The organism is Labrys neptuniae, from assembly GCF_040797145.1.
Classification (GTDB): domain Bacteria; phylum Pseudomonadota; class Alphaproteobacteria; order Rhizobiales; family Labraceae; genus Labrys; species Labrys neptuniae.
Genome location: NZ_JBFNQD010000009.1, coordinates 26,464 through 51,196 on the forward strand (window position 1 = coordinate 26,464; position 24,733 = coordinate 51,196).

Sequence of the window (24,733 nt, forward strand, 5' to 3'; positions counted from 1 at the left end):
GGCCCTCCACAGGAGGCGACTTGCCGGCCGTACGGGCAGGACCTTAGCCCTTTTTGTAAGGGCGAATAACTGGCTATAGTTCAAAACACTTTTGACATTTATGTCATAAATATTCGAGGCGGGAGACCTCATGGACAGTCTGGGCGCCCTCAATGCCTTCGTGCAGGCGGTCGATGCCGGCGGATTCACCGATGCCGGACGGCGGCTGGGCATCTCGCCTTCCGCGGTCAGCAAGGCGGTGGCGCGCCTGGAGGAGAGGCTGGGCACGCGCCTGTTTCATCGCTCGACCCGCAGCGTCACCTTGACGGCGGAAGGCATGCTTTTCCTTGAACGCTGCCGGCGCATCCTCGGCGAATTCGAGGCGGCGCAGACCGAGCTTGCCCGCAACCAGGCCGCCCCGCAGGGCAGGCTGCGCATCAGCCTGCCCTCGATGGGGCTGCGCTTCATGTCGAAGCTGGCCGAATTCCGGCGGCTCTATCCCCTGATCGAGCTCGAGCTCGACTTCTCCGACCAGCTCGTCGACGTGATCGAAGATGGTTTCGATGCGGTGATCCGCACCGGGGAGCAGGCCGATTCCCGCCTGATGAGCCGCACGCTTGGCTTCTATCGCAGGGCCCTCGTCGGATCCCCCGGCTATTTCCGCCAGGCCGGCTTGCCGCAGCATCCCGAAGACCTGTCGCGCCATGCCTGTCTGGTCTATCGCTTCCGCACCAGCGGCAAGTTGGACAAATGGCCGCTGCGCCGCGACGGCGAATGGCTGGATATCGAGCTGCCGGTCAGCATGGTGATGAACACGCTGGAGCCGCAGATCACCCTGGCGGAGGAAGGGCTCGGCCTTGCCTGCGTCCCCGATCTGGCTGTCCGGGAGCAGTTGCGTGCGGGAACGCTGGTCAGCGTTCTCGGCGACTATCTCGAGACGACCACCCGTATCCAGGTGATGTGGCCGTCCAGCCGACACTTGTCTCCCAAGCTGCGAGTCTTCGTGGATTTCATGGCGGCTGCCGAACTGATCCCGCCCCTCGACCCTCCCTGAAGCTGTCATTCCCAACGAGCGAAGCGAGGGAAGGGAATCCAGGGGCAATCATGGCGGCGCTGGCCCCTGGATCCCTATCCCGGGGCCTACGGCCCGCCGGGGATGGCGGAGCGCGTTTCCAACCTATCGCAGCGCCAGTCCGCTATCAGGCGCGAAGAAGCGGGCCTGGCCCATGTCGACGCCGATCTCGATATGGTCGCCACGCTCGGGCAACCGGGCCGGCTCGACGCGCGCGGTGATGCGGTTGGCCGCGCCGGCGCCCGCTTCCGACCCGGTGGCAAGCCGCCCGGTCCCTGCCACCGACGAGGCGGCGGGCAGGTCGAAGAAGACATAGGCGTCGGCGCCGGTCATCTCGGTAAGCAGCACTTCGCAGGAAAGGCCTTTGCCCGCGGCAACGGGCAGGCGGAAGCTCTCGGGCCTCAGGCCGAGAATGACGTCGCGGCCCTTGAAGGCGGCGAGGCCTGCATTGGCTTGAAGCAGTCCGGCCGGCAAAGGCAGGCGCAGCGAGGTGCCGGCAATCGCGGCAAAGGCAGTGCCGGCCTCCTCGCCGAGGCGCACCGTGAAGAAATTCATGGCCGGCGAGCCGATGAAGCCGGCGACGAACAGATTGACCGGGTTTTCATAGAGTTCGCGCGGCGGCGCGCATTGCTGGAGATTGCTTTCGCCCTCCTTCGCCACCGGCCGCAGCACGGCGACGCGGTCGCCCATGGTCATCGCCTCGACCTGATCGTGGGTGACATAGAGCGTGGTGACGCCGAGCTGCGCGTTGAGCAGCTTGAGTTCGGCGCGCATCTGCACGCGCAGCTTGGCATCGAGATTGGAGAGCGGCTCGTCCATCAGGAAGCATTGTGGGTCGCGCACGATGGCACGGCCCATCGCGACACGCTGGCGCTGGCCGCCGGACAGGGCACCGGGCTTGCGCTTGAGCAGATGGGTGAGATCGAGGATGCGGGCGGCCTTTTCCACCTTGTCCTTGATCACCGCCGGCGGCACTTTGCGCTGCCCGAGGCCGAAGGCCATGTTCTCGTAGACGTCCATATGCGGGTAGAGCGCATAATTCTGGAAGACCATGGCGACGTCCCGGTCGCCCGGATCGGCATTAGTGACGTCGCGGCCGCCGATCAGCACCTGGCCTTGCGACAGGTCCTCCAGGCCGGCGGCGCTGCGCAGCAAGGTCGACTTGCCGCATCCCGAAGGGCCGACCAGCACCAGGAATTCGCCATCCCTGATGTCGAGATCGACATTGGCGAGCGCCAGCGTGCCATCGGGGAAGCGTTTACCGACGGATTTGAAGGACAATGTCGCCATCAGACCCCTCCCTTCGCCAGCGTCACGGCATTGCCGCTGGCGGCGGCCTGTTCGATGGCCGCGAGCACGCGGGTGACCTTGAGGCCGTCGGTGGCATCGGCCAGCACGGGCGAACCGGTGGTGACGGCATCGACGAAGCGGGCGATGGCCTCCATCACGAAGCCGCCGATGCGCCCGCCCGCGGCGGGCGTCACTCCGAGCAGGTCAGCGGTCTTGAGGCCGGCGCCGGCATATTTGCGGAAGGCGCCGTTCTGGGCTGTATCGAGCTGCAGCGAGCCCTTCTCGCCGACGATCTCGGCCCGGAAGTCGAAGACCAGCGGCAGGTCGCGCGGCAGCACCCAGCTGTTCTCCAGAGTGGCGACGGCGCCATTGTCGAATTCCAAGAGCGAGATATGAACGTCGGCGGTGTCGACGCCCTGGGCGGCGAGGTGGCCGCGGCGCATCATCGCCTGCACCTTGACGACCTCGGCATCGAGCATGAAGCAGAGCGCATCGACCGCATGGCTGCCGAGGAACCACAGGGCAGAGGAGCGGCTCGCCCAGGACAACAGCTCGAAGGGCACGAATACGGTGTTGGAAAGCCGGGCCGAGGCATGCAGCGGCTTGCCGATCTCCCCCTGGGCGATGGTTTCCCGGGCGGTGTGGACGGCGGGGTTCACGCGGTTGTGGAAGTCCACCATCACCTTGACCCCGCTCCTGGCGGCGGCCTCGGCAATGGTCTCGGCTTCGGCGAGCGTGGTTGCCAGCGGCTTTTCGCTCATGACGTGCTTGCCGGCCTCGATGGCCGCCAGCACGATGTCGGCGTGGGCGAAGTCGGGCGTGGCCACCGTCACCGCCTCGACATCGGGATCGGCGATGAGGGCGCGGAAATCCTGATAGACCTTCTTCGCCCCGAACTGGCGCTGCATCTCGGCGGCCCGTTCCGGGTTGAGGTCGCATACGGCCGCCAGCTCGGCGCCAGGAATGGCATTCAGCGTCTTGCAGTGGAAGGAGCCCCACAGGCCGGCGCCGACGACACCGAAACGGGCGGATTTCTGGGTAGACATCAACAATTATCCTTTGACAGAACCGAAGGTGAGGCCGCGCACGACGTAGCGGTCGAGCGCGAGGAAGATGATCATCGGCGGCAGCATGGCGGCCAGCGCCGCGGCGCCGATGAAGCCCCAGGTCACGCCGGCCGTGCCGAAATATTGCAGCGTGCCGACCGGCAGCGTCGCCGTCGCGCGGTTGGCCAGTACCAGGGGAAAGGCGGCATTGTTCCAGGCGAAGACGAAGGCGAACATCGAGGTGACGATGATGCCGGGGCGCACTAAAGGCAGCACGATCTTGAGCACGATGGCCGGCGTCTTGGCGCCGTCGACGCGCGCGGCCTCCTCGATCTCCACCGGCACCTCGTCGATGAAGCTCTTCATCAGCCAGATCGAGAAGGGGATGGTCAGCGTCTGCATGATCAGGATCATGGAGAAATAGCTGCCCTTCAGGCCCACCGAGCTCGCCAGGATCGAATAGGGGATCAGGAAGGCCACGGGCGGGGCCATCAGGAGGCCGAGATACCAGAGCATGATGTTCTTGCGGCCGCGGATGCGGAACCGCGACAGCGCATAGGCCGCCGGCAGGGAGAAGGGCAGGTTGAGCAGCACCGCGCCGATGGCGACGATCAGGCTGTTGACGAGCTGGGGCAGGTTGTTGCCGGGATCGCCGAAGGTGTAGTGCAGCGAGGTCCAGTCCGGCTTGAAGGCCAGCACCGGCGGCATGGTGAAGAAGGTGTCGGACGGGCGGATCGCCAGCAGGGCGAACCACAGGATCGGGCCGATGAAGAAGGCGAGCAGCAGCAAAGTGAGTGCGTAGATTATCGCGGTGCCGGCCAGTTTCTTGCCCTTGCGCATGGTCGGCTCCTCCTCAATCCAGGTCTTTGAAGGCAAAGAAGACAAACAGGCCGATGATGGCGTTGACGATGATGACCATCATCCAGGTCATGGCGCTGGAGAGCCCGATGTTGAAGTCGACGAGGCCCTGCTGGTAGAGGCTGTAGCCGAGTGTGCGGGTGGAGGAGCCCGGTCCGCCCTTGGTCAGTACCAGCACCAGGTCGAAGGTGTTGAACAGCTGCATGAAGCGCAGCATCACCACGATCAGCGCCGTCTTGCGGATCAGCGGCAGCTTGATGCGCACCAGCATCGCCCAGGGCGAGGTCTTGTCGAGGCGGGCGGCCTCGATGATGTCGGGCGGCACCGAGAGCAGGCCGGCATAGAGCACGATGGCGAAGAACGGCGTCCACTGCCAGATGTCGGCGAACAGGATGGCCCAGAGGGCGGTGCTGCCGGAGCCGAGCAGGCCCTGTGCCGGCAGCGGAATGCCGGCCGAGGACAGCATCCAGGGGATCAGGCCTCCATTGGGATCGTACATGTAGCGGAAGAGGAAGCCGACCACGATCGGCGCGATGGTGGTGGGCATGATCAGCAAGGCGCGGGCGAGATTGAGCCCGGGCAACTTCTTCACCAGCAAGAGCGCGATGGCCAGGCCCAGGCAGAATTCGATGGCGGTGCCCACCAAAGTGAGCAGCAGCGTGTTCCACAAGGCGCCCAGGAAGAAGGAGTTCGAAAACGCCATCTCGTAATTGCCGCCGCCAATATAGCCCATCGGCACCGGGCTCATCTGCAGGTTCCAGAAGTAGAAGCTGTTCTTGAGCGCGAAGAGCAGCGGGAAGGCGATCAGGGCCAGCAGCAGGATGATCGAGGGGCTGATCAACAGATAGGGCAAAAAGGCCGGCACCCGGCGCTTCGGCCGGGCCGGGATGGCTGATGTTTCGGCTATGGTCATGGCTTTGCCCTCGCTGGTCTCGCGAATTTTCAAACGTCACGCAGCCCCTCACCCTTACCCTCTCCCCGTAAGAACGGGGCGAGGGAGTGGCAGTCGTCGCGCGAGAGGATAGCCGTGCCGAATACGGAACAGCGTCAAAGTCCCCCTCGCCCCGTTCTTACGGGGAGAGGGTAAGGGTGAGGGGCTGCACAATGCTGTCTGAAGACGAAGTCACCCCGCATCGTGAAAACGGCACGGCCCGCGCGGTGGGAGACCCGGCGGACCGTGCCCACTCTCACGCGAGCGAGGCGATCAGGGCCTTGGTCGCGTCGAGCGTGTCGTCATAGGTGGGCTGCTTGTAGGGGATGAGGAAATTGCCGGTCAGGATGTTGGAGAAGAAGGATTCGGTGTCCTTCAGCGCGACATCCGGAGCGGTGTCGCCCGACAGCACCTTGTTGAGGTTGAGGCCGTAAATGCCCTCGAGCGTGGTGTAGACGGGGCAGGGCGGCCGCACGATCTTGCCGTTGCCGCGCTTCAGGTCGGCGATCTGGGCGGGCAGATAGGGATAGATCTTCAGGAGGTCGGCGTCCTCGTAGAGCGAGGGGCGGGCAAAGTCCGAGAACTGGTGGCCATATTTGGTGTAGAGCGCCATGGCCTTCTGCGTCTTGGCCGAGGTCGCCCATTTGATGAACTTCCAGGCCCCGTCCTTGTTGGCGGTGTTGGAGGGGATGCCGAGGCTGTGGCCGCCGATCGAGACCACCTGGTCCTTGCCGGGGGAGCGCGGCAGGCGGGTGATGCCGAGCTTGTCGGCCACCACCGAATCCTTGCCGGACATATAGCCATCCTTGCGGCAGAGATAGGAATAGGGCGTCCACCAGTAGAACATGCCGACATCGCCTTTGGCGAAGCGCATGCCGGCATCGAACCAGTTGTAGCCGATCGCCTCGGGCGGGGAGTTCTTGTAGAGCTCGAGGAAGAGCTTGAGCGCCTCGACATTCTCCGGCGTGTTGATGGTGGGGGTGAAATCCCACTGGCCGGTGGGGAACTGCTTGAACCAGCGCACGCCGGAGCTGGCGGCGAGCTGGGTATACATGTGTACGATGGGCGCAGGCTGCTGGCCGGCGAGCACCGTGCCCGCCATCTTCTTGCCGTCGAATTCCTTGCCGTTGAGCTTCTTGACGATGTCGAGATAGTCGCTCCAGGTCCAGGAGCCGTCGTCGGGAATCTTCACGCCGGCGGCGTCGACGAAGTCCTTGCGATAGAGCACGCACTGGCCATAGGTCGCCACCGGCAGCGTGCCGACCTGGCCGCGCCAGGTGTTCATGGAATAGAGAACCTCGGGCACGAAGTCCTTGATGTCGGTGTCCTTGTCCGCCTTGATGAAGTCGTTGAGCGGCAGGATCCAGCGACTTTCCAGATATTGGCCGAGCCACATCTGGTCGACGGAGATGACGTCGGCATCCGGCTGGTTGGAGATGAAGGAGGAGGTGAGGCGGGCCTGCAGGGCTTCCAGCGAGATGCTCTCGATCTGCAGTTCGATGCCGGTCTCCTGCTTGAACTGATCGGCGAGGCCCTGGATGGCGTAATAGAAGGGGTCGCCCGCCAGCAGCACCCGCAAGGTCTTGCCCTGCGCGGAGGCTCGTCCGGAATTCAGGCCCAGGGCAGCGGCTCCCGCAAAGGCGGCCGTGCTGCGAAGCAAGGCGCGGCGCGAGATCTCAGGTATCGTAACCATGCTCGTTCTCTCCTCTGATGTCGGTCTGGTGGTGCAGTTCTTGTTGTTGCGAGGTCGGGCCGGTGGACCTGCCGCCTCGCTTGAGTGCTTGAACGCTGACCAGTTGGGGGCACTGGATGAATGCCCCTCATTGCGACCGGATGGTTGTGTCCCGCCGGTTTCTCTAATATGTTTGATGCTCACACAAACTAACTATATCGTCAAGGCGAAGCCTGACGATTCTGGGCGGGATGCGCGGGAAAGGGTGGGGGACATTCCCTCGCGCTGGCACTAAGAGTTGGCGGGCAATTCATTTCCCTGCGACGACCAGTGGTCTTCGCAGGCCTTTCAGTTCGGGACTGGCGGCCATGGCGTCCGAAGATAGGTTCTCGTCCGATGGCGAACGCGGCGGCCTTGCCGCGCTGAACGATTTGTTCGATGACACGTCGCGTCCCGATGCCCGCCGGCAGGGCCTGATTTCCTCGAGCTCCATAGGCCTGGCCAATCGTGGCCGCGTGCTGCAGGTGCTGTTCGATCTCGGACCGACCAGCCGTGCCGAACTGGCCAGGCATGTCGGGGTCAACCGTGCCACCATAACCGGCATCATCCAGCCCTTGATCGACCAGGGCATCTTGGTGGAAGGCGAGCCGCTGCCCTCGAAGGAAGGCGGCGGCAAGCCGGCACGGCCGATCTGGTTTGCCGAGGACGCTGCCCCGATCTGTGCGGTCCTGCTCATGCATGACGGCGTGCATTGCTGCTTGGTGTCGCTGGACGGCACCATCACGGCGGAAGTCAGGGCCCCCTTCCCTGAGGATGCCGCGACAGTGGAACCCCTGATCGACATCCTGTTCAACTGTGTCGGGCAGGTCCTCGATCTCGCCCATCGCCCGCCGCTCGGCATCGGCGTGGCGGCAGGCGGCATGATCGACACCGATACCGGCACGATCGTCGCGGTCAACCTGGCGCCCCTGCTCGACGGCTTCCCGCTCGGGCAGGCCCTGGCGCGCCGCTTCGGCCTGCCGGTGCGGGTCGACCACCATCCCCGCGCCTTGCTGGTCGGCGATCGCTGGTTCGGTATCGGACGCGGCAAGCCTAATTTCGCGGTGATCTATACCGGGGACGTGCTCGGTGGTGCCATCTTCCTCGACGGTCACCTGTATCGCGGGCCGGCCGGAGCGGGCGGGGAACTCGGCCATACCTTTGTCCAGGTGGACGGCGCGACCTGCCGCTGCGGGCGCAGGGGATGCTGGGAGACGATCGCCACCCTGGGCTGGCTGCGCCGCGAGGCCCTGCAACGCCATCTTCCCTCCTGTGAGGCCATGGATTCGCGCAGCCTTGCCCTGCTGGCCATGGAAAATGGCGGCGCGGCAGCCGGCCTCCTCGACCTCTATGCCCGCAACGTCGCCATCGGTATCGCCAATCTTCAGCAGACCATGGCGCCGAATTTCTTCGTACTGCACGGCGACGTGGTGGGCGGCGGTGCGACCCTGCTGGAGGCGATCGCCGCTCATATGCGCGACCTCGTGCCCTGGCGTCCTGGCAACGATATCCAACTCGTCATGGGGGACCTCGAAGACCGGGCGGCGCTACGCGGAGCCGCCGGCTTGATTCTGTCTGAGCTGCTGCATTTCGCGCTGTGACAGCGGATCAGCCCATATAGACGCCGCCCGTGACGTTCACGGCCTGGCCGGTCATGAAGGCGGCACCTTCCGAGGCGAGGAAGGCGACGAGGGGGGCGATGTCCTCCGGCGTCTCGATGCGGCCGAGCGGGGTCTGCGCGATATAGTCGGCGGCGACGGCTTCGGGCGTGATGCCACGAAGCTTGGCCTCCCACTCGATCTCGCGCTCCTGCATCGAGGTGCGCACGAAGCCCGGGCAGACGCAGTTGACGCGGATGCCGTGCGGCGCCATTTCGCGGGCGATCGCCTGGGTCCAGCCGACGACGGCGAATTTGCTGGCCGAATAATGCGCCAGCAGCGGCGCGCCGACCTTGCCGGCCAGCGAGGCCGTGTTGACGATCACGCCCTTGCGGCCCGCTTGAAGGAAATGGCGTACGGCGGTCTGGTTGGTCAGGAAGATGCCGCGAATGTTGACGTCGAAATTGAAGTCCCATTCCTCGTCGGTGAGGTCGACCACCTTGTTCATGGTGGAGACGCCGGCATTGCCGATCAGGAGGTCATAGCCGTCCCAGTCCTGTGCGATCGCCGCGAAGGCCGTTTCGACTGAATCGCGCTTGCGCACGTCGATGGCGATGCCGCGATGGCCTTGGCCGAGGCTGGCCGCCAGCTCCGAGGCGCGCTTCTCGTCGAGGTCCGCCACCGCGATCCTGACGCCCAGGCTTGCCAGGTGGCGGGCGATCGCCGCGCCGATGCCGGAGGCGCCACCTGTTACGATTGCCCGTTTTCCGGCCAGATCCTGCATCGATATGTTCCCGCTTTCGGATGAATCTCGAACATATTGAAACATAATCGAGCGTTATCGCACAAGCGTAAATGTTGGCGCGGTGGGATGCAGCTGTCATGAGAGCCGGAGGAACGGACCGGTGCCGGCACGTGGCCGGACTTTGGTCGTCATTTCAGGTGGCGATCGAGGACAAATAAAGACCAGGTAGCCGAAACCCTCCCTTGTGGACAAGTTTTGGCTGATGGCCCCCATCACGAGACGGCCTCCGCGACAAGGCGCGCCCAGGCGTGAACCCTGCCGGATCTGCCTGCCTTTATCGGCGGAAAATTCCTGCAGCTTGTGCAGATGGGGCTTGCTACCTGATCGAAGATGTTACATCTTGTGATCGATTATGTTCGATTTCGTCATGGTGCATGCTGCCTTTGTGGGCGCTACAAGGGCAATCTGAATGCAGCTGAACATGGCGAAGAGAATGCAGATGACGCCCGTGATGACGAATGCTTCCCGGATCCCGGCAACGGCGCGGCGCGACAGGCTGATCCAGATGATCGGCCAGCGCCGCTACATCAACGTATCCGATGCGGCGGTGGAGCTTCAGGTGTCGGAAATGACGATCAGGCGCGACCTCGACCGTCTTGCCGAAAGCGGGCTGATCAGCCGGGACCATGGCGGGGCGACGGCCCGGGCGCCCGAGACGGCGTTCGACGCCGAGGAGCCTGCCTTCGAAGTCCGTGGCCGGCGGCAGGCCGAGGCCAAGGAGAAGATCGCGCGGGCGGCAGCGCGTCTGGTGCAGCCGGGGCAGACCATCGGCATCGACACGGGCAGCACCACGCATCGTTTCGCGCGCGAGTTGCTCGACAGGCCCGGGCTCCGGCTGTTCTGCAGCAATCTGCGCACGGCGGGGCTGTTGGCCGGCGGCAAGAGCCCGGTCTATGCCCTCGGCGGATTGATCCGCCCCCATGAATTTTCGGTATGCGGGCCGATGGCGAGTTCGCAGCTCTCGTCTCTCTGGCTCGATGCCGTCTTCCTCGGCGTCTCCGGTATCACCGCCCAGGGCATTTTCGACTACACGCTCGAAGATGCCGAGATCAAGCGCGCCTTCATGGAGCGTTCCCGCCAGGTGGTGGTGCTGTGCGATTCCTCGAAGTTCGACCACCGCTCCCTCGTGCAGGTCGGCCCCTACGGGCAGATCCACGTCCTCGTCACCGACGCTGCCTTGCCCGAACACCTCGCCGAGCCGCTGGAAGCCGCCGGCGTTCGTATCCTTATCGCCGGGCAGGACGCGCCGGCTCTCTCAGAACCTTAAGTTTAGACAGGAGTTATCGATGGTTTTCGACTTCCTCGGCCCTCGCCGCAAGGCCGTGATCGCGATGGTGCATATCGGCGCGCTGCCCGGCGCCCCGCTCTTCGACGCGAAGGGCGGCGTGAACAAGCTCATCGACGATGCCGCCAAGGATATCGAGAACCTGCAGGACAATGGCGTGCATGCCGTGATGTTCGGCAATGAGAACGACCGGCCCTATCGCTTCAAGGCTCCGATCGAATCCCTGGCGGCGATGACGGCGATCGTCACCGCCCTGAAGCCGCTGCTCAAGGTACCCTTCGGCGTGAACTATCTGTGGGATCCTGCCGCCTCGGTGGCGATCGCGGGAGCGACCGGCGCCTCCTTCGCCCGCGAGATCTTCACCGGCCTGTTCGCCTCCGACATGGGATTGTGGCAGCCCAACGCGGCCGATGCCCACAAGCTGCGCCGCGAGATCGGGCGTCCGGACCTCAAGCTGCTCTACAATATCAATGCCGAATTCGCGTCTTCGCTGGACAGCCGGCCGATCGAACTGCGCGCCCGCAGCGCCGTGTTCTCCTCGCTGGCCGACGCCATCCTGGTCTCAGGCCCGCTCACCGGCCAGCCGGCCGCCGCCGCGGACCTCAAGAAGGTGGCCGAGACGGTCAAGGACGTGCCCGTCTTCGCCAATACCGGCGTCAATATCGACAATGTCGCCGACGTCCTGTCGGTGGCCTCCGGCGTGATCATCGGCACCCATTTCAAGGTCGACGGCAACACCTGGAATGCTGTCGATCCGGCGCGGGTGAAGCGCTTCATGGACAAGGTGGCGCCGCTGGCGTGAGGCTGGTGCCGCATCGGGGGGCGGGTCTTCAGACCCGCCTTCATGGAGCCGGGTCTGAAGACCCGCCCCCCACCTGCGAACACGCGTATTTCGGAACTTTCCATGCCCTGCGTCCTCGGCCTCGACATCGGCACGACCTCCACCATCGGCATCCTGATCCGCCTGCCGGGTGAGGTGCTCGGCCTCACTTCCCGCCCCGTGACGCTGCGCTCGCCCCATGCGGGCTGGGCGGAGGAGGATCCGAACCAGTGGTGGGAGAATGCTTGCGCCATCACCCGTGAGCTGATCGCCACGAGCGGCATCGCGCCCGGCGAGATCCACGCCGTCGGCGTCACCGGCATGCTGCCGGCCGTGGTGCTGCTGGATGGGAACGGCGAGTTGATCCGCCCGAGCATCCAGCAGAGCGACGGGCGTTGCGGGGAGGAGGTGGCCGAACTCGCCGCGGAGATCGCCGAAGACGTGTTCCTCGCCAGGGCCGGTAACGGCATCAACCAGCAATTGGTGACAGCCAAGCTGCGCTGGCTGGAAAAGCACGAGCCGGATGGTTTCAAGCGCATCGCCACCGTGTTCGGCTCCTACGACTACATCAACTGGCGCCTGACCGGGGTGAAGGCGGTCGAGCAGAACTGGGCGCTGGAGGCCGGTTTCACCGATCTCGCCACCCAGAACATCGCCGACGACCTGGTGTCGCTTGCCCATATCCCGCGCAGCGCCGTGCCGCCGCGCAGCCTCTCCCACCAAATTCTCGGCGCGGTGACGGCGGACGCGGCCGCAGCCACCGGGCTCAACGCCGGTACGCCCGTGGTGGGCGGGGCGGCCGATCATATCGCCTCGGCCCTGTGCGCCGGCGTGGTGGCCCCCGGCGACGTCCTCCTGAAGTTCGGCGGCTCGGCGGACGTGCTGATTGCCTCCGACAAGGTGGCGCCGGATCCGCGCATGTATCTCGACTACCATCTGGTACCCGGGCTCTATGTGCCTAATGGCTGCATGTCGACCGGCGGTTCGGGGCTCAACTGGTTTGCCGCGACCTTTGCAGGCGGCGAGCGCGAGGCGGCCGCAAAGGAAGGTCTCAGCCTGCACCAGCATCTCGACCGGCTCGCCGCCGACATCCCGGCCGGGGCCGAGGGCGTGCACATCCTGCCCTATTTCCTCGGCGAGAAGACGCCGATCCACGATCCCGTCATCCGCGGTTCCTTCTCGGGCCTCAGCCTGGCAACCGGCCTTCCCCATCTCTGGCGCGCCTTGCTCGAAGCCTATGCCTACGCTATCCGCCATCATGTCGAGACCCTGAACGACATGGGGCACGCCACCACCAACTACCTGGTTTCGGATGGCGGTTCGAACAGCGCGGTCTGGATGCAGATCGTCGCCGACGTGCTGCAGGTTCCCCTGCAGCGTCTCAACGGCCATCCCGGTTCCTGCCTCGGTGCGGCCTGGACGGCGGCCATCGGGGCGGGGCTTGCCTCGGAATGGCCCGATGTCTCGCGTTTCATCAGCCTGCGCGACCGGATCGAACCGAATGCGCAGAACAAGGCAGTCTATGAAGCGGGATACCGGGCCTTCCGCGGGCTCTATCGCCGGCTTCGTGAGGAGGATGTATGAGAATCGAGGCCATCGCCTGGGACATCGACGGCACGCTGGTGGACAGCGAGCCGCTGCACCAGGAGGCGCTCAACGCCATCAGCCACGATCTCGGCATCGACATGTCGGACCTGCATGACGACCGCTTCCGTGGCATTCATATGGGCGATGTCTGGCGCCTGCTGGAGAGCCGCATGCCGGCCGGGGTCACCGAAGAGAGCTGGGGCAAGGCGATCGTCGACTATTACATCGCCCGTGCCCACACGCTGGAACCCCTGCCAGGCGTGCTCGATCTCGTGCGCCGCTTCGCCGCCGCCGGTATCCGGCAGGCCTGCGTCTCCAATTCGAGCCGCCGCGTGGTCGATGCCAACATCGCCGGGCTCGGCATCCTGCCCTTTATCGCCTTCTCGATCAGCCTCGACGATGTCGCCAAGGGCAAGCCCGATCCCGAGCCCTATGCGACGGCCTGCCGCAGGCTCGGTGCTTTGCCGGCTCATGTTCTCGGCGTCGAGGATAGTCATACCGGGTTTGCCTCGGCCAAGGCCGCGGGCCTCCTGACCGCCTTTCACACCGTCGGCGGCGAAGCCCCTGCAGGCGCCGACCTCGTCTTTTCCGATATGCGCGATCTCGGGGCCTTCGTGCTCGCGCCGGTCGCCTCCGCCGCTCCATCCAGTTCGTGAAGGCAGTGCCATGGTCTACAAGATCGATCCCCAGGCGGACCGTCAATATATTGAGGAATTCCGGCGCTGCCCGATCGGACGCCACAGCCCCGGCCTGCAGCGCGTGCTGCATATCATGCGCCAGGACCCCAGCGGCAACCAGGTGATCCTGTTCTGCCGCAAGCCCTTCGAGGAATGGGTACTCGCCACCATGCCGCCCGACCGGCGCGATCCGATCGTCTACGAGGGCGAGCCCGTCTTCACCAGCCGCGAGGAGGCGGAATGGGAGATCTTCCGCCGGCGCTGGCGCCTGCTCACCGGTGAGAGCATCAACCTACCGTACCGGGATTGAGGCGCGGCGCGAAAACCTTCTCCCCTTGTGGGAGAAGGTGGCATTGCGAAGCAATGACGGATGAGGGATGGCGGCAAACACCCGCAAAGGTTGGGCTTCTCCCCTCATCCGCCCCTTCGGGGCACCTTCTCCCGCAAGGGGAGAAGGCTTTCTCGCCCCAACACGATAACAATTCCATCCGAGAGCCCACGCCATGCTGAAAATCACCGGCTATCCCGATCGCTATTCGGTCGCTCCCGGCGAGACCATCGCCTTCAAGATCTCGCTCGAGGAAGGAGATGGCTTCGACGCCCGGCTGGTGCGCGTGCGGCATGGCGATTGCAACCCCGAGGGACCGGGCCTGAAATTCCCGCATGTGCCGACTGCCATCGACGGGCGTCACGCGGGCCGGCCGCAGCGCATCGATGCCGGCTCCTACATGCAGGCCGAAACCGTGCCCGCGCTCGGCAGCGCGCCGTTCACCTTCTTCGCCATGCTCTGGCCGACCCTGCCGTCCCGCGGACCGCAGACCATCGCGGCGCAATGGGACCCCGTCACGCAGCGAGGCTTCCGCATCCAGATGCTGGAAGGCGGGCGCCTCGCCCTCATCGTGGGGGACGGCCCCGGCCGGCAGGCCGAATTCGCCCTGCGTGACGGCATGCTGGTGCGCCAATGGTATGCGATCGCGGTCGCCATCGATCCTGCCACAGGCCGCGTCATGCTCTCCCAGCGCCCGGTGAAGCCCTATGCCCACGTCTTCGATGCCGGCTTTGAGGAAACCAGCCTGAAGGTGTCGCTGCCATCGGTCGAGGCGCCCTTTACGCTCGCCGGCTGCCACCAGGCCGACGGCACGGTGGCCGAGCATTTCGACGGCAAGATCGACGGACCCGTTCTCCTGGCCGGCTTCCACGCCCCCGAACAGCATCAGGCCCTGCTGCTGTCGCCGCAGCCCGCGGCCTTGCGGGCCGGGATCATCGCGCAATGGGATTTCTCGCGGGAGATCGGCTCGACCAGGGCCGTCGATATCGGGCCCTCGCATCATCACGGCGAACTCTTCCATCTGCCGACCCGCGGCATGAAGGGCTGGAACTGGACCGGCGAGGAGCATGATTTCAACCTGAAGCCGGAACATTACGGCGCCATCCATTTCCATCACGACGATCTCTACGATGCGGGCTGGGAGACCTCCGTCAGCCTCGTCATTCCCGAGGAGCTGAAGAGCGGCCCCTATGCGCTGCACGTCACCTGCGGCGACAGCGACGAGACGGTCACGCGCGAAAACTACATCGCCTTCTTCGTGCGTCCGCCGCGCCGGCGCCCGAAAGGCTCACGCCCCAAGCTCGCCATGCTGGCCCCGACGGCCTCCTATATGGCCTATGCCAATCATGGCGAGCACATCACCGCACGGGGGGCGGAGCTTGCCATGAACCGTCTGCTCACCTTCGGCCATTCCGACGTCTATCTCTATGAGCATCCCGAACTCGGCGGTTCGCTCTATGACTGCCATGCCGACGGTTCGGGCGTGCATTATTCGAGCCGCCTCAGGCCCGTGCTCAATTTCTCGCCGCGCTATCATTCCTGGCTCGGTGGGCACGGTTCGGCCCTCTACCAATACAATGCCGATACCCATCTCTATGACTGGCTCGATTTCCGCGGCGTCGACTACGATGTCATCACCGACGAAGACCTGCATGAGGACGGCTACGAACTGTTGCGCGACTACCAGGTGGTGATCACCGGGACCCATCCCGAATATCATTCGACCCGGATGTGGGATGCCATGAAGGCGTGGATCGATCGCGGCGGCCGGCTGATGTATATGGGCGGCAATGGCTGGTACTGGCGCATCGCCTATCACCAGACCCTGCCGGGCGTGATCGAGCTGCGCCGGGCCGAGGACGGTATCCGCACCTGGATCGCCGAGCCGGGCGAATACTACCAGTCCTTCAACGGCGAATATGGCGGGCTGTGGCGCCGCATCGGCCGGGCGCCCAACGTGATCTGCGGCGTCGGCTTCATCGCGCAGGGCTTCGACGTCTCCAGCCCCTATCGCCGGGCCCCCGATGCCGACAATCCCCGCGCCGCCTTCATCTTCGAGGGGGTGCCGGACGAGATCATCGGCGATTTCGGCCTGATCGGCGGCGGCGCGGCCGGCATCGAACTCGATTGCCTGGCCACGGATCTGGGCTCGCCGCCCAACATGCTGCGCCTGGCCTCCTCGGTCGATCACTCGCCGATGATGCTGCTGGTCAACGAGGAATTCGGCGTGGTGCCGCCCAATATCGGCGGCGACACCAATCCGCGCGTGCATGCCGATCTGGCCTTTGGCGAAACACCCTCGGGCGGTGCCTTGTTCGCGACCTCCTCGATCGCCTGGTGCGGCTCGCTCAGCCACAACAACTACGACAACAACGTCTCCCGGATCACCTGGAACGTGCTGAGGCGCTTCCTGGAGGACGAACCCTTCCCGGTGGCGTGAGGAAAGAGTTCGGCGAGCAGAACCGTTCCCTATTTCCCGTAAGTGAGATTGATCCACCCGTCGGGGAATAGCTCGCCGGGCGTGGCGCCGCCGATCATGATGCGGAAGACGTCGTCGACCCCCACGGGCTGAGGCAGCTTGATCGAAAGATAGAAGGGCTTGGTGGCCTTGGGAAAATCCGTCAGCGCGGCGATGGTGTCGTCGACCTGTGCCGGGGGCATGTTGGTGAGGCTCAGGGTGATGCGCAGCCAGGCCGCGGCCTGGTCCTTGATCTGCTTCAGGCGGGCTGCAGGATCGGCCGAACCGCGCAGCAGGGTATAGCCGACCGGCAGGAGAAGCAGGCGCTGGATCTCGCCTTCCTCGTCCTGCAGGCTGAATTCGAGGGACTTCAGGGCTGTCCGTGTGACGATCGCCTTCGATTGGCCCCCGGTCGCTGTGGGATCGAAACGGGCGATTTCGGCGGAGGCGCTGAGTGCGCCATGCCGCATGTTGAAGGTGAACGCGGTGAGCTTCAGCGTCTTGCTCGTCGTGTCCAGCTCATAGTCGATGGAGAAGGCGAGCGGGTCTCGCGAGAGCTGCAGCATGTAGTCCTGGGCGGCATCGCCTGAACTGCCCGAGAGACGCATCCCGGCTGCCGTCAGGCGAAGCGCCAGCGGCAGCTTGCCGCTGTCAGCGGGATCGGGCTCGATCATATCGACATCGACCGTATCGATGGTGAACGATGTTGGCTTGGCCTCCGAACGCAGATTGCCGAAGAGGCAACCCTTCGCCCCCTTGGCTCCGGCTTTCTCGGCCGCGAGGTCGAGGGAGTGAGCCTTGGAGAAGGCAGCCAGCAGGTCGCGGCAGCCTTGCTCGGTACCTGGCGCGGCATTCTGGGCCAGGGCCGGCGTAGCCGACAGCAGCCAAACCGCCAGCAGGCCTGGCCAGAACGATCGGTGCTTCATCGTCATCGTCTCTCCTCAGGTCCAGCGATGCTTGCCGGTAAGGCTCTTGGAGAAAACGCACCCGGCCGGGGTAATCGTTCCCGCCTCACGAGAATATCTCGCTGAGTTGCCTGTCGGCCTCCTCCTGCGAGCGGAACGTATTCGCCACTCGCCGGGAGCGCCGGAAATAGGCGATCCAGATCAGGCATATGGCGGCGATGAAGGGCAGAACCCAATAGTCCTGTGGATTTGCCTGCTGCAGCATGTCCTCCACCACCCGATGGAGAAAGAAATCCAGGAAGCCGAGCACGAGTTCCACCGCATAATAGATGATCATCCATCTCGGTGTCCGGGGCGAGCGTTTCAGCATCAGATACAGGCAATAGGCGGCAAGGGCGGCCCTGACGACCGATGTGAAGGCGTAGGCAAGAAGCGGCAGCCGGGCAGCCTCGAAGCGGCCGTCCTCTGCGCCACCGACGAACGGGCCGAGCAGGTTCCAACCGGTCAGTGTGGAATAGATCTCGTAGGCTGAATAGAACGGATTGATGAGGATATCGAGCAGGGGCAGAAGGAGCCAGCCGCCGATGCCCACGGGACCGGCAATTCGGAGCAAAGAATCCGGCCTGTGTTCGCCCTCAACGCCCATGGGGTGTCACCATTGCCTCTTCCATTCTGTCCTTCGTGCATAGCATCCGTCGAGGACTCACCCAAGTGACGTAGTGACTGGCAAGTGACCTGGGTTACCCCACGGCGATGGTGCACCCAAATCTTCAGGCGAATGCCTGCCGAAATGGATCGTCGTTGAGGCGAGCCCGTGGCACGGGCCATGGCTCGCTCAGCAAGACGGTGCTTGACATTGATCAAAACGTTTTGGATTTTATTCAAAACGTTTTTGAAGAGAAAAAAGCGGTGAGTGAAACGTCGCGGGCGATCGGGCTCAAGGAGCTCGCCAGGGTGCTCGGCCTGTCGGTGCCGACGGTCTCGCGTGCGCTCGGCGGCTATTCCGACGTTTCCCAGAAGACGCGGGAGCGGGTGGTCCAGGCGGCCCGGGAGCATGGCTATGTCGCCAGCCGTGCTGGACGCATGCTGGTCTCGGGGCGCTCCAACGCCATCGGCATGATGTTGCCGCAGCCGGCGGGACAGATCACGGACGCCTTTGTCGGCGAGTTCCTGCTCGGCCTTGCCGACAGCCTTGCCGAATTGGGGCGCGATCTCTTCCTGGCCGCCAGTTCCCAAAGCCGCGACGAGCTGCAGGTCTTGCGCCACATGGTGGACGGCTCGCAGGCTGACGGCATCGTCATCAATCGCCTGACCGTCGACGATGCCCGGGCGCGCGTGCTGATCGCACGGCGCATTCCCTTCGTCGCCCATGGCCGGTTGATCGAGGCACCCGGTCCCTATTCCTGGCTTGACACCGATGGCGAGAAGGCGCTGGACGGGCTGGCGCGCCAGCTGGTCTCCCTTGGCCATCGGCGCTTCGCCCTGGTCATGCCCGACGTCGCCTACACCTTTGCCCATTTCCGCAGCCGGGGCCTGGAGCGGGCCTTGAGCGAGCTCGGCCTGCCGCTGCGGCCGGATCACATCGCCAAGGTCGCTCCCAACGATCATGACGGCGCCCATGCCGAGGCGCGTGCCCTGCTGTCGCTCGATCCCCGGCCGACGGCGGTGATCGCATTGACCGACCAGCTTGCCTTCGCCGTGCTCGAGGTCGCCCGCGAGCTCGGCCTCGGCGTGCCCGGGGATGTCTCGGTCGTCGGTTTCGACAATGTGCCGATGGCTGTATACGCCAATCCGCCCCTCACCACCTTCGACCAGAACATCCGGGAGAGCGGCCGTATTGCCGGCGACATGGTGGTGGCGCGGATAGAGCTGGGCGAGGCCGGCATCAGGACGCTGCTGCTGGAGCCGAAGCTGGAGCTTCGGGCCAGCCATGGTCCTGCGCCGGCCGACTGAGCGGCGCTACCGGTTCCAGGGCCCGCAGAGGCCCCGCACCAGGAGGAATGACCATGCACAAGGGGAGGCGAGCATGACCGTATCGATGAGAAGGCTCCTGGCAGGCGCCGTCCTGCTCGGTGCCCTGGCCACGCCTGCCGTGGCGATCGCGCAGAACCTGCTGTTCTGGTCGACCCAGGCGACGCCCGTGGAGGAATCGCAGGCCATTCGTGACGGCGTGCTGCCGGGCTTCGGCAAGTCTGTCACCTATTCGGCCCAGGAGGCAGGCCCGTTCATCACCCGTATCCAGGCCGAGCTGCAGGCGGGGGCTGGCGCCATCACCGTGCTGGGCGGGCTGCATGGCGAGCTTGCCAGTATTCCCGACGGTCTCGTCAATCTCGACGGCGTGGTGCCCGCGGGCGCCATCGCCGAAAGCTATATGCGCTTCGGAAAGCTCGGCACGGCAGAGCAGAAATACATTCCCTGGATGCAGGCGACCTATGTAATGATCGCCAGCAAGCAGGCGCTGCAATATCTGCCCAAGGGCGTGGACCTGCAGAAAATCACCTATGATGAGCTCTTTGCCTGGGGCAAGGCGATGGCTGAGGCCACCGGCGGTCCCAAGATCGGCTTTCCGGCCGGGCCGAAGGGGCTGTCGCATCGCTTCTTCCAGGGCTATCTGCTGCCTTCCTTCACCGGTGCGGCGGTGGTGAAGTTCAAGTCGCCCGAAGCCGAGAAGATGTGGAACGATTTCCGCGATTTCTGGCATGCGGCGGTGACGCCGGCCTCCACCTCCTATGCCTTCATGCAGGAACCCCTCCTGAACGGCGAGGTCTGGGTGGCCTGGGACCACGTTGCCCGGCTCAAGGACGCACTCAACCAGAAGCCGGATGATTTCGTGGTGTTTCCGGTGCCGGCCGGGCCGAAGGGACGCGCCAACATGCCGGTGATCACCGGTATCGCCGTGCCCAGGACCTCGAATGCGCCCGAGGATGCCAAAGCGCTGGCCGCCTATATGCTCAAGCCCGAGACGGAGATCGCCATGGTCAAGGCGACCGGCTTCTTCCCGGTGGTCGACGTCAAGCTGCCCGACGACATGCCGGTTAGCGCCAAGATCCTCGGGCCCGTGGTGGCGGCGCAGAATGCGGCGACCGATTCTCTGCCCGTATTGCTGCCGATCGGCATCGGCGATGCGGGTGGGCGCTACAACAAGGTCTTCTCCGATACCTTCCAGCGCATCGTGCTCGGCGGCCAGCCGGTGCGTGATGTGCTCGACCAGCAGGCGCAGGCCCTGCAGGCCATCCTCGATGAGAAGAAGGCGCCCTGCTGGGCGCCCGATCCGAAAAGCGAAGGGCCCTGCAAGGTTGAATAGCAAGCCTGGGAGCATGTTGTGAGCGACACTCGCCTTCTTCCCTATCTGCTGCTGGCCCCTGCGGCGCTCTTCCTGGTCGCCTTCTTCCTGGTGCCATTCGGCCAGGTGGCAGTGGAGGCCTTCACCCAATATGGCCAGCTCTCCACCGGCAATTTCCGCTCGATCATGAGCGATTGGAAATTCTGGCCGGCCCTGCGCAACACGGTGGTGCTGACGGTGATCGTGGTGCCGCTGCAGATCGCGCTTGCCCTGGCCATGGCCGCCCTGGTGATGAATCTCGGCAAGGGGCGCGATCTCGCCCTATATGTCTTCACCATCCCGCTCGGCATCTCCGATCTCGCAGCCGGGCTGATCTGGCTGGCCATCCTCGAGCAGAACGGCTTCCTCAACAGTGCCCGCCATGCCCTCGGCCTGATCGCCGGCCCCCAGCTCCTGCTCGGCTACCAGAACGTCATCCTGCTCTTCGCCGCGATCGTGCTGGCCGAACTCTGGCGGGCGACGGCGGTGGTACTGGTCATCCTGGTGGCCGGCATGTCTCTCATCCCGCGCGAATATTACGAAGCAGCGGAGGTGTTCGGCGCAGGGCCCTGGAAGCGCTTCGTCAGGATCACCCTGCCGCTGCTGCGGCCCAGCCTGCAGACGGCGCTGATCCTGCGCACCATCCTGGCCTTCGAGGTCTTTGCCATCGTGCTGGTGCTGGCCGGCACCAATCTGCCGGTGCTGATGGGCGAGACCTATGGCTGGCAATTCACCTTGCAGGACCGGGCCGGCGCTGCCGCCTATGCCATGGTGATCCTGGCGATCTCGATCGCCCTCACGATGTTCTTCCTGTGGGCGCTGGGCGAGAAGAAGGAGACGGTGGCATGAGCGAGGCCGTCGTCAGGCAGGACGATGCGGGCACCGTCGCCCCGGCCCGCTGGGGCCTGCGCTTCGCTGCCATCGTCCTGTGCGCCTGGGTGCTGGTGCCGATCTATCTGCTGGCGGTGGATGCCTTCAATGCGCCGAAGGCGGTCACGGGCTGGCCCAAGCAGTTCTGGCCGGCCTTCGACCTCACCAGCCTCGCCTTCTTCTGGAACTATGCCGGCGTCACCAGGGCCCTGGTGAATTCGCTGCTGGTGGCGGGCCTGACCATGGTGCTCTCCATTCTGATCGGCGCGCCGGCGGGCTATGCCCTGGCCCGCTTCCGTTTCCGGGGCAAGGGCGCCTTCCGCATCCTGGTCTTGATGACGCGGGCCTTTCCCCTGCCGCTGCTCGCCCTGCCTCTGGCGGTATTCTATCTGCGCACCGGCCTCGACGACACGCTGCTCGGCCTGGCGCTGATCCACACCGTGCTGGCGCTCCCCTTCGCCATCCTGATCACTTCCTCGCTTTTCATCAGCATCCCCGTGGAGCTGGAAGAAGCGGCCTGGGTGTTCGGTTGCAGCCGGGCCCAGGCCTTCGTCAGGATCGTGGTGCCCTTGGCGCTGCCCGGCATTGCGGCATCCGGCGTGTTCGCCTTCGTCACTTCCTGGAACGAGGTGTTCGCCGCTTCCGTGCTCACCGTGCAGAACCAGACCCTGACGGCCTTCCTGCTCACCAGCCTGGATGTCTCGCCGCTGCCGCTGAAATTTGCCGGTGCCTTCGTGCTGATCATCCCGGCCCTGATCTTCCTGTTCCTGGTGCGGAAATACCTGTTTTCGCTCTGGGGTATCGCCAATCGCTGAGGGAGGCTTCGATGGCGGACATCGAGATCCGGGGCGTGCGCAAGAGTTTCGGTTCCTACACGGCGCTGCACACGCTCGACCTGGCCATCCGGGACCAGGAGTTCCTGGTCCTGCTCGGCGCCTCGGGCTGTGGCAAGACCACGCTGCTGCGCATCGTCGCCGGCTTGGAGACGGCGAGCGGCGGGGAGGTTCATATCGGCGGCAGGCGGGTCGACGGGCTGCCGCCACGCGAGCGCGGGATCGCCATGGTGTTCCAGAACTATGCGGTGTTCCCGCATATGACGGTGTTCGAGAACATCGCCTTCGGCCTGCGCATGAAGAGGCTGCTCAACCAGGAAGTCGAGCAGCGCGTGAAGAGGGCCGCCGGGCTGATGCATATCGACCAGCTCCTGCAGCGTTATTCCGGCCAGCTCTCCGGCGGCCAGCGCCAGCGCGTCGCCGTCGCCCGCGCCCTGGCGGTGGAGCCGGCCGTCCTCCTGATGGACGAGCCGCTTTCCAATCTCGATGCGCTGCTCCGGCTCGAAATGCGGGCCGAGCTCAAGGGCATCCTGCAGGAGAGCCGCACCACCACGATCTATGTCACCCACGATCAGGTCGAGGCCATGAGTCTCGCCGACCGCATCGCCGTGATGCATCAGGGCCGGATCGTGCAGGCGGCTCCGGCGACGGAGGTCTATGCCTATCCGGCCACGCGCTTCGTCGGCGGCTTCATCGGCAATCCGCCGATGAATTTCCTGCCGGCGGCGGTGAGCGGGACCATCGCCGAGGTAGCCGGACTGAAGCTGTCCGCGCCCGCGACATCCCGGCCGATCGAATTTGCCATCCGGCCCGAGGAATTGGCGCCGAGCGGCGAGGGTTTGACGGGACGGGTGCGGGTGGTGGAGCCGCTCGGACCGCACCAGCTCGTCTCTCTCGATGTCGGCGGCCATCTCTTCCGTGCCATCGTCGACAATGACCATGCCGTGCGCCCCGGCGAAAACCTCACTCTGGCGCCGCGTCCCGGCAGCGTGCGCTGGTTCGACGTCGAGAGTTCGGCGGCCGTTCTCTGACGACATCACCCCTTTTCATGACGAACCGCTTGGGAGCCTTTCATGAGCCGACTTGACCGTGCCGCTGCCTTCGAGCGGGCTGCTGCCGTGCTGCGCGAGAATGATCGCGGCGCCTACACCATCCCGACCAAGGGGCTTTATCCCTTCCAGTGGAACTGGGATTCCTGCCTGACGGCGCTGGGGCTGCGCCACCTCGACGAGAACAGGGCCTGGCAGGAGGTCGAGACCCTGCTCGACCACCAATGGCCGGATGGCATGGTGCCGCACATCGTCTTCCATGTCGAAGACGACGGCTATTTTCCCGGTCCCGGCGTCTGGCGCACTGGCCGCCCGGTGCCGACCTCGGGCATCACCCAGCCGCCGGTGCTGGGCTATGTGATGAAGCGCCTGCATGACGAGGCCGGCGATCGCGAGCTCGCCCGGCGCAGGGCCCACGGCCTGCTGGCCAAGGCCGACGCCTGGCACCAATGGTTTTATGCCTGCCGCGACCCCGAAGGCACAGGCCTGGTCGCCATCATCCATCCCTGGGAATCCGGACGCGACAATTCCGTCGACTGGGACGAGGCGATGATGCGGGTGCCGACCGACGGGGTGGAGCCCTATGAGCGGCGCGACACCCGGCATGTCGATGCCGCCCAGCGCCCGCACAAGGCCGATTACGACCGCTTCCTCTGGCTGCTGCAGCGCTTTCGCAGCCTGGGCTGGGACAATGCCAGGCTGCACGAGGCCTCGCCTTTCCGCATGGTCGATCCCGGCTTCAACGCCATCCTGATCCGTTCCGACAGCGATCTTGCCGAGCTTGCGCAGACGCTGGGCGAGCCGGCGATCGCCGCCCGCGCCCGCGCCCGTGTCGCCAGGGCGAGGGCGGGCTTCGAACGCTTGTGGAGCGAGCGCTTCGGCCAGTATCTGTGCCTCGACCGTGTCTCGGGCCAATTGATCGACAGCCCGTCGATCGGCGGGCTCCTGCCCGTGTTCGCGGGGCTGGGCGAGGAAGCACGTCACAGGGCCATCGCCGAACGAATCGCGGCCTGGCGCCGGCGCACGCGCTACGGCATCGCCAGCCACGATCCCGCCGACCGGCGCTTCGAGCCGAAGCGCTATTGGCGTGGCCCGATCTGGATCATCGTCAACATGCTGGTCGCCGACGGGCTCCGGCGCTGCAAACTCGTCGAAGCCGCGGCCAAGGTCGAGGCCGACAGCCTGTCCCTGATCGAGGAAAGCGGCTTTGCCGAATATTACGATCCGATCTCCGGCGAGGGCCTCGGCGGCGGCCATTTCACCTGGACGGCCGCCATGGTGGCCGAACTGGTGAAGCGGGCGACCTGAA

At 65.1% G+C, this 24,733-nt stretch carries 22 protein-coding genes; 14 read left to right on the forward strand and 8 right to left on the reverse strand.

The window, feature by feature from the left end; translation table 11 throughout:
• Positions 1–130 precede the first annotated feature (130 nt).
• A complete protein-coding gene (locus ABXS05_RS22870; RefSeq protein ID WP_367625494.1) occupies positions 131–1,033 on the forward strand; it encodes a LysR family transcriptional regulator in 903 nt (300 codons plus the stop codon).
• A gap of 123 nt (positions 1,034–1,156) precedes the next feature.
• Here the strand turns inward: ABXS05_RS22870 and ABXS05_RS22875 are convergent, their stop codons facing one another.
• The 5 genes from ABXS05_RS22875 to ABXS05_RS22895 all read right to left on the reverse strand — a co-directional run bounded on the left by ABXS05_RS22875 (position 1,157) and on the right by ABXS05_RS22895 (position 6,869).
• Positions 1,157–2,341 (reverse strand): ABC transporter ATP-binding protein, encoded by a 1,185-nt coding sequence (locus ABXS05_RS22875; RefSeq protein ID WP_367625495.1) that lies wholly within the window; start codon positions 2,339–2,341, stop codon positions 1,157–1,159.
• Positions 2,341–3,387, reverse strand: coding sequence for a Gfo/Idh/MocA family protein (locus ABXS05_RS22880; RefSeq protein WP_367625496.1), 1,047 nt, complete (start codon positions 3,385–3,387; stop codon positions 2,341–2,343). Before ABXS05_RS22880 ends, ABXS05_RS22875 begins: the two co-directional genes overlap by 1 nt.
• A 6-nt stretch (positions 3,388–3,393) precedes the next feature.
• The gene (locus ABXS05_RS22885; RefSeq protein WP_367625497.1) at positions 3,394–4,227 is read right to left on the reverse strand and encodes a carbohydrate ABC transporter permease; all 834 of its coding nucleotides are present in this window, start codon (positions 4,225–4,227) and stop codon (positions 3,394–3,396) included.
• A 13-nt stretch (positions 4,228–4,240) separates the two neighbouring features.
• The gene (locus tag ABXS05_RS22890; protein WP_311937996.1) at positions 4,241–5,158 is read right to left on the reverse strand and encodes a carbohydrate ABC transporter permease; all 918 of its coding nucleotides are present in this window, start codon (positions 5,156–5,158) and stop codon (positions 4,241–4,243) included.
• A 274-nt stretch (positions 5,159–5,432) separates the two neighbouring features.
• On the reverse strand, positions 5,433–6,869 hold the full coding sequence (locus ABXS05_RS22895) for an extracellular solute-binding protein (protein WP_367625498.1): 1,437 nt from the start codon (positions 6,867–6,869) through the stop codon (positions 5,433–5,435).
• Between the two features lie 347 nt (positions 6,870–7,216).
• Here ABXS05_RS22895 and ABXS05_RS22900 point away from each other — a divergent pair, with 347 nt between their 5' ends.
• Positions 7,217–8,488, forward strand: a complete 1,272-nt coding sequence (locus tag ABXS05_RS22900; protein WP_367625499.1) for an ROK family transcriptional regulator — start codon at positions 7,217–7,219, stop codon at positions 8,486–8,488.
• 7 nt (positions 8,489–8,495) lie between these two features.
• Here the strand turns inward: ABXS05_RS22900 and ABXS05_RS22905 are convergent, their stop codons facing one another.
• Positions 8,496–9,269, reverse strand: a complete 774-nt coding sequence (locus tag ABXS05_RS22905; RefSeq protein ID WP_367625500.1) for an SDR family NAD(P)-dependent oxidoreductase — start codon at positions 9,267–9,269, stop codon at positions 8,496–8,498.
• A 454-nt stretch (positions 9,270–9,723) separates the two neighbouring features.
• Between ABXS05_RS22905 and ABXS05_RS22910 the strand changes: the two genes are divergently transcribed.
• The 6 genes from ABXS05_RS22910 to ABXS05_RS22935 all read left to right on the forward strand — a co-directional run bounded on the left by ABXS05_RS22910 (position 9,724) and on the right by ABXS05_RS22935 (position 16,427).
• Positions 9,724–10,557, forward strand: coding sequence for a DeoR/GlpR family DNA-binding transcription regulator (locus ABXS05_RS22910; protein WP_311938003.1), 834 nt, complete (start codon positions 9,724–9,726; stop codon positions 10,555–10,557).
• Positions 10,558–10,576: 19 nt separating this feature from the next.
• Positions 10,577–11,377, forward strand: a complete 801-nt coding sequence (locus ABXS05_RS22915; protein WP_311938005.1) for a BtpA/SgcQ family protein — start codon at positions 10,577–10,579, stop codon at positions 11,375–11,377.
• A 102-nt stretch (positions 11,378–11,479) separates the two neighbouring features.
• Positions 11,480–12,979, forward strand: coding sequence for an FGGY-family carbohydrate kinase (locus ABXS05_RS22920; protein WP_367625501.1), 1,500 nt, complete (start codon positions 11,480–11,482; stop codon positions 12,977–12,979).
• On the forward strand, positions 12,976–13,638 hold the full coding sequence (locus ABXS05_RS22925; RefSeq protein WP_367625502.1) for an HAD family hydrolase: 663 nt from the start codon (positions 12,976–12,978) through the stop codon (positions 13,636–13,638). The genes ABXS05_RS22920 and ABXS05_RS22925 overlap by 4 nt, the downstream gene beginning before the upstream one ends.
• Positions 13,639–13,648: 10 nt before the next feature.
• Entirely contained in the window at positions 13,649–13,969 is a 321-nt protein-coding gene (locus ABXS05_RS22930; protein WP_311938526.1) for a N,N-dimethylformamidase alpha subunit family protein, read from the forward strand.
• Positions 13,970–14,162: 193 nt separating this feature from the next.
• Positions 14,163–16,427: a N,N-dimethylformamidase beta subunit family domain-containing protein gene (locus ABXS05_RS22935; RefSeq protein ID WP_367625503.1), complete on the forward strand. Its 2,265-nt coding sequence runs from the start codon at positions 14,163–14,165 to the stop codon at positions 16,425–16,427.
• A gap of 29 nt (positions 16,428–16,456) precedes the next feature.
• Here ABXS05_RS22935 and ABXS05_RS22940 read toward each other — a convergent pair whose 3' ends face one another.
• Together ABXS05_RS22940 and ABXS05_RS22945 are read right to left on the reverse strand one after the other, a co-directional pair.
• Positions 16,457–17,377, reverse strand: a complete 921-nt coding sequence (locus ABXS05_RS22940; protein ID WP_367625504.1) for a hypothetical protein — start codon at positions 17,375–17,377, stop codon at positions 16,457–16,459.
• A gap of 79 nt (positions 17,378–17,456) precedes the next feature.
• Positions 17,457–17,963: a DUF2569 family protein gene (locus tag ABXS05_RS22945; RefSeq protein WP_311938532.1), complete on the reverse strand. Its 507-nt coding sequence runs from the start codon at positions 17,961–17,963 to the stop codon at positions 17,457–17,459.
• A 296-nt stretch (positions 17,964–18,259) separates the two neighbouring features.
• Between ABXS05_RS22945 and ABXS05_RS22950 the strand changes: the two genes are divergently transcribed.
• The 6 genes from ABXS05_RS22950 (at position 18,260) to ABXS05_RS22975 (ending at position 24,732) form a co-directional block, all read left to right on the forward strand.
• Positions 18,260–19,303 (forward strand): LacI family DNA-binding transcriptional regulator, encoded by a 1,044-nt coding sequence (locus ABXS05_RS22950; protein WP_311938534.1) that lies wholly within the window; start codon positions 18,260–18,262, stop codon positions 19,301–19,303.
• Positions 19,304–19,376: 73 nt separating this feature from the next.
• Positions 19,377–20,654 carry an ABC transporter substrate-binding protein gene (locus ABXS05_RS22955; protein ID WP_311938536.1) on the forward strand — a complete coding sequence of 426 codons (1,278 nt, stop codon included), beginning with the start codon at positions 19,377–19,379 and terminating at the stop codon, positions 20,652–20,654.
• Between the two features lie 18 nt (positions 20,655–20,672).
• Positions 20,673–21,521: a carbohydrate ABC transporter permease gene (locus ABXS05_RS22960; RefSeq protein WP_367625505.1), complete on the forward strand. Its 849-nt coding sequence runs from the start codon at positions 20,673–20,675 to the stop codon at positions 21,519–21,521.
• Positions 21,518–22,357, forward strand: a complete 840-nt coding sequence (locus ABXS05_RS22965; protein ID WP_311938540.1) for a carbohydrate ABC transporter permease — start codon at positions 21,518–21,520, stop codon at positions 22,355–22,357. Before ABXS05_RS22960 ends, ABXS05_RS22965 begins: the two co-directional genes overlap by 4 nt.
• Before the next feature lie 11 nt (positions 22,358–22,368).
• Positions 22,369–23,406: an ABC transporter ATP-binding protein gene (locus ABXS05_RS22970; RefSeq protein WP_367625506.1), complete on the forward strand. Its 1,038-nt coding sequence runs from the start codon at positions 22,369–22,371 to the stop codon at positions 23,404–23,406.
• Between the two features lie 42 nt (positions 23,407–23,448).
• Entirely contained in the window at positions 23,449–24,732 is a 1,284-nt protein-coding gene (locus tag ABXS05_RS22975) for an MGH1-like glycoside hydrolase domain-containing protein (protein WP_367625507.1), read from the forward strand.
• Position 24,733: the final 1 nt, after the last annotated feature.

Coding starts and splice junctions, on each gene's coding strand:
- ABXS05_RS22925 (WP_367625502.1), top strand. CDS start 12,976: ATGAGAATCGAGGCCATCGCCTGGGACATCGACGGCACGCTGGTGGAC.
- ABXS05_RS22965 (WP_311938540.1), top strand. CDS start 21,518: ATGAGCGAGGCCGTCGTCAGGCAGGACGATGCGGGCACCGTCGCCCCG.
- ABXS05_RS22890 (WP_311937996.1), bottom strand. CDS start 5,158: ATGACCATAGCCGAAACATCAGCCATCCCGGCCCGGCCGAAGCGCCGG.
- ABXS05_RS22975 (WP_367625507.1), top strand. CDS start 23,449: ATGAGCCGACTTGACCGTGCCGCTGCCTTCGAGCGGGCTGCTGCCGTG.
- ABXS05_RS22930 (WP_311938526.1), top strand. CDS start 13,649: ATGGTCTACAAGATCGATCCCCAGGCGGACCGTCAATATATTGAGGAA.
- ABXS05_RS22955 (WP_311938536.1), top strand. CDS start 19,377: ATGACCGTATCGATGAGAAGGCTCCTGGCAGGCGCCGTCCTGCTCGGT.
- ABXS05_RS22875 (WP_367625495.1), bottom strand. CDS start 2,341: ATGGCGACATTGTCCTTCAAATCCGTCGGTAAACGCTTCCCCGATGGC.
- ABXS05_RS22970 (WP_367625506.1), top strand. CDS start 22,369: ATGGCGGACATCGAGATCCGGGGCGTGCGCAAGAGTTTCGGTTCCTAC.
- ABXS05_RS22915 (WP_311938005.1), top strand. CDS start 10,577: ATGGTTTTCGACTTCCTCGGCCCTCGCCGCAAGGCCGTGATCGCGATG.
- ABXS05_RS22870 (WP_367625494.1), top strand. CDS start 131: ATGGACAGTCTGGGCGCCCTCAATGCCTTCGTGCAGGCGGTCGATGCC.
- ABXS05_RS22940 (WP_367625504.1), bottom strand. CDS start 17,377: ATGACGATGAAGCACCGATCGTTCTGGCCAGGCCTGCTGGCGGTTTGG.
- ABXS05_RS22885 (WP_367625497.1), bottom strand. CDS start 4,227: ATGCGCAAGGGCAAGAAACTGGCCGGCACCGCGATAATCTACGCACTC.
- ABXS05_RS22910 (WP_311938003.1), top strand. CDS start 9,724: ATGCAGATGACGCCCGTGATGACGAATGCTTCCCGGATCCCGGCAACG.
- ABXS05_RS22880 (WP_367625496.1), bottom strand. CDS start 3,387: ATGTCTACCCAGAAATCCGCCCGTTTCGGTGTCGTCGGCGCCGGCCTG.
- ABXS05_RS22935 (WP_367625503.1), top strand. CDS start 14,163: ATGCTGAAAATCACCGGCTATCCCGATCGCTATTCGGTCGCTCCCGGC.
- ABXS05_RS22895 (WP_367625498.1), bottom strand. CDS start 6,869: ATGGTTACGATACCTGAGATCTCGCGCCGCGCCTTGCTTCGCAGCACG.
- ABXS05_RS22900 (WP_367625499.1), top strand. CDS start 7,217: ATGGCGTCCGAAGATAGGTTCTCGTCCGATGGCGAACGCGGCGGCCTT.
- ABXS05_RS22920 (WP_367625501.1), top strand. CDS start 11,480: ATGCCCTGCGTCCTCGGCCTCGACATCGGCACGACCTCCACCATCGGC.
- ABXS05_RS22905 (WP_367625500.1), bottom strand. CDS start 9,269: ATGCAGGATCTGGCCGGAAAACGGGCAATCGTAACAGGTGGCGCCTCC.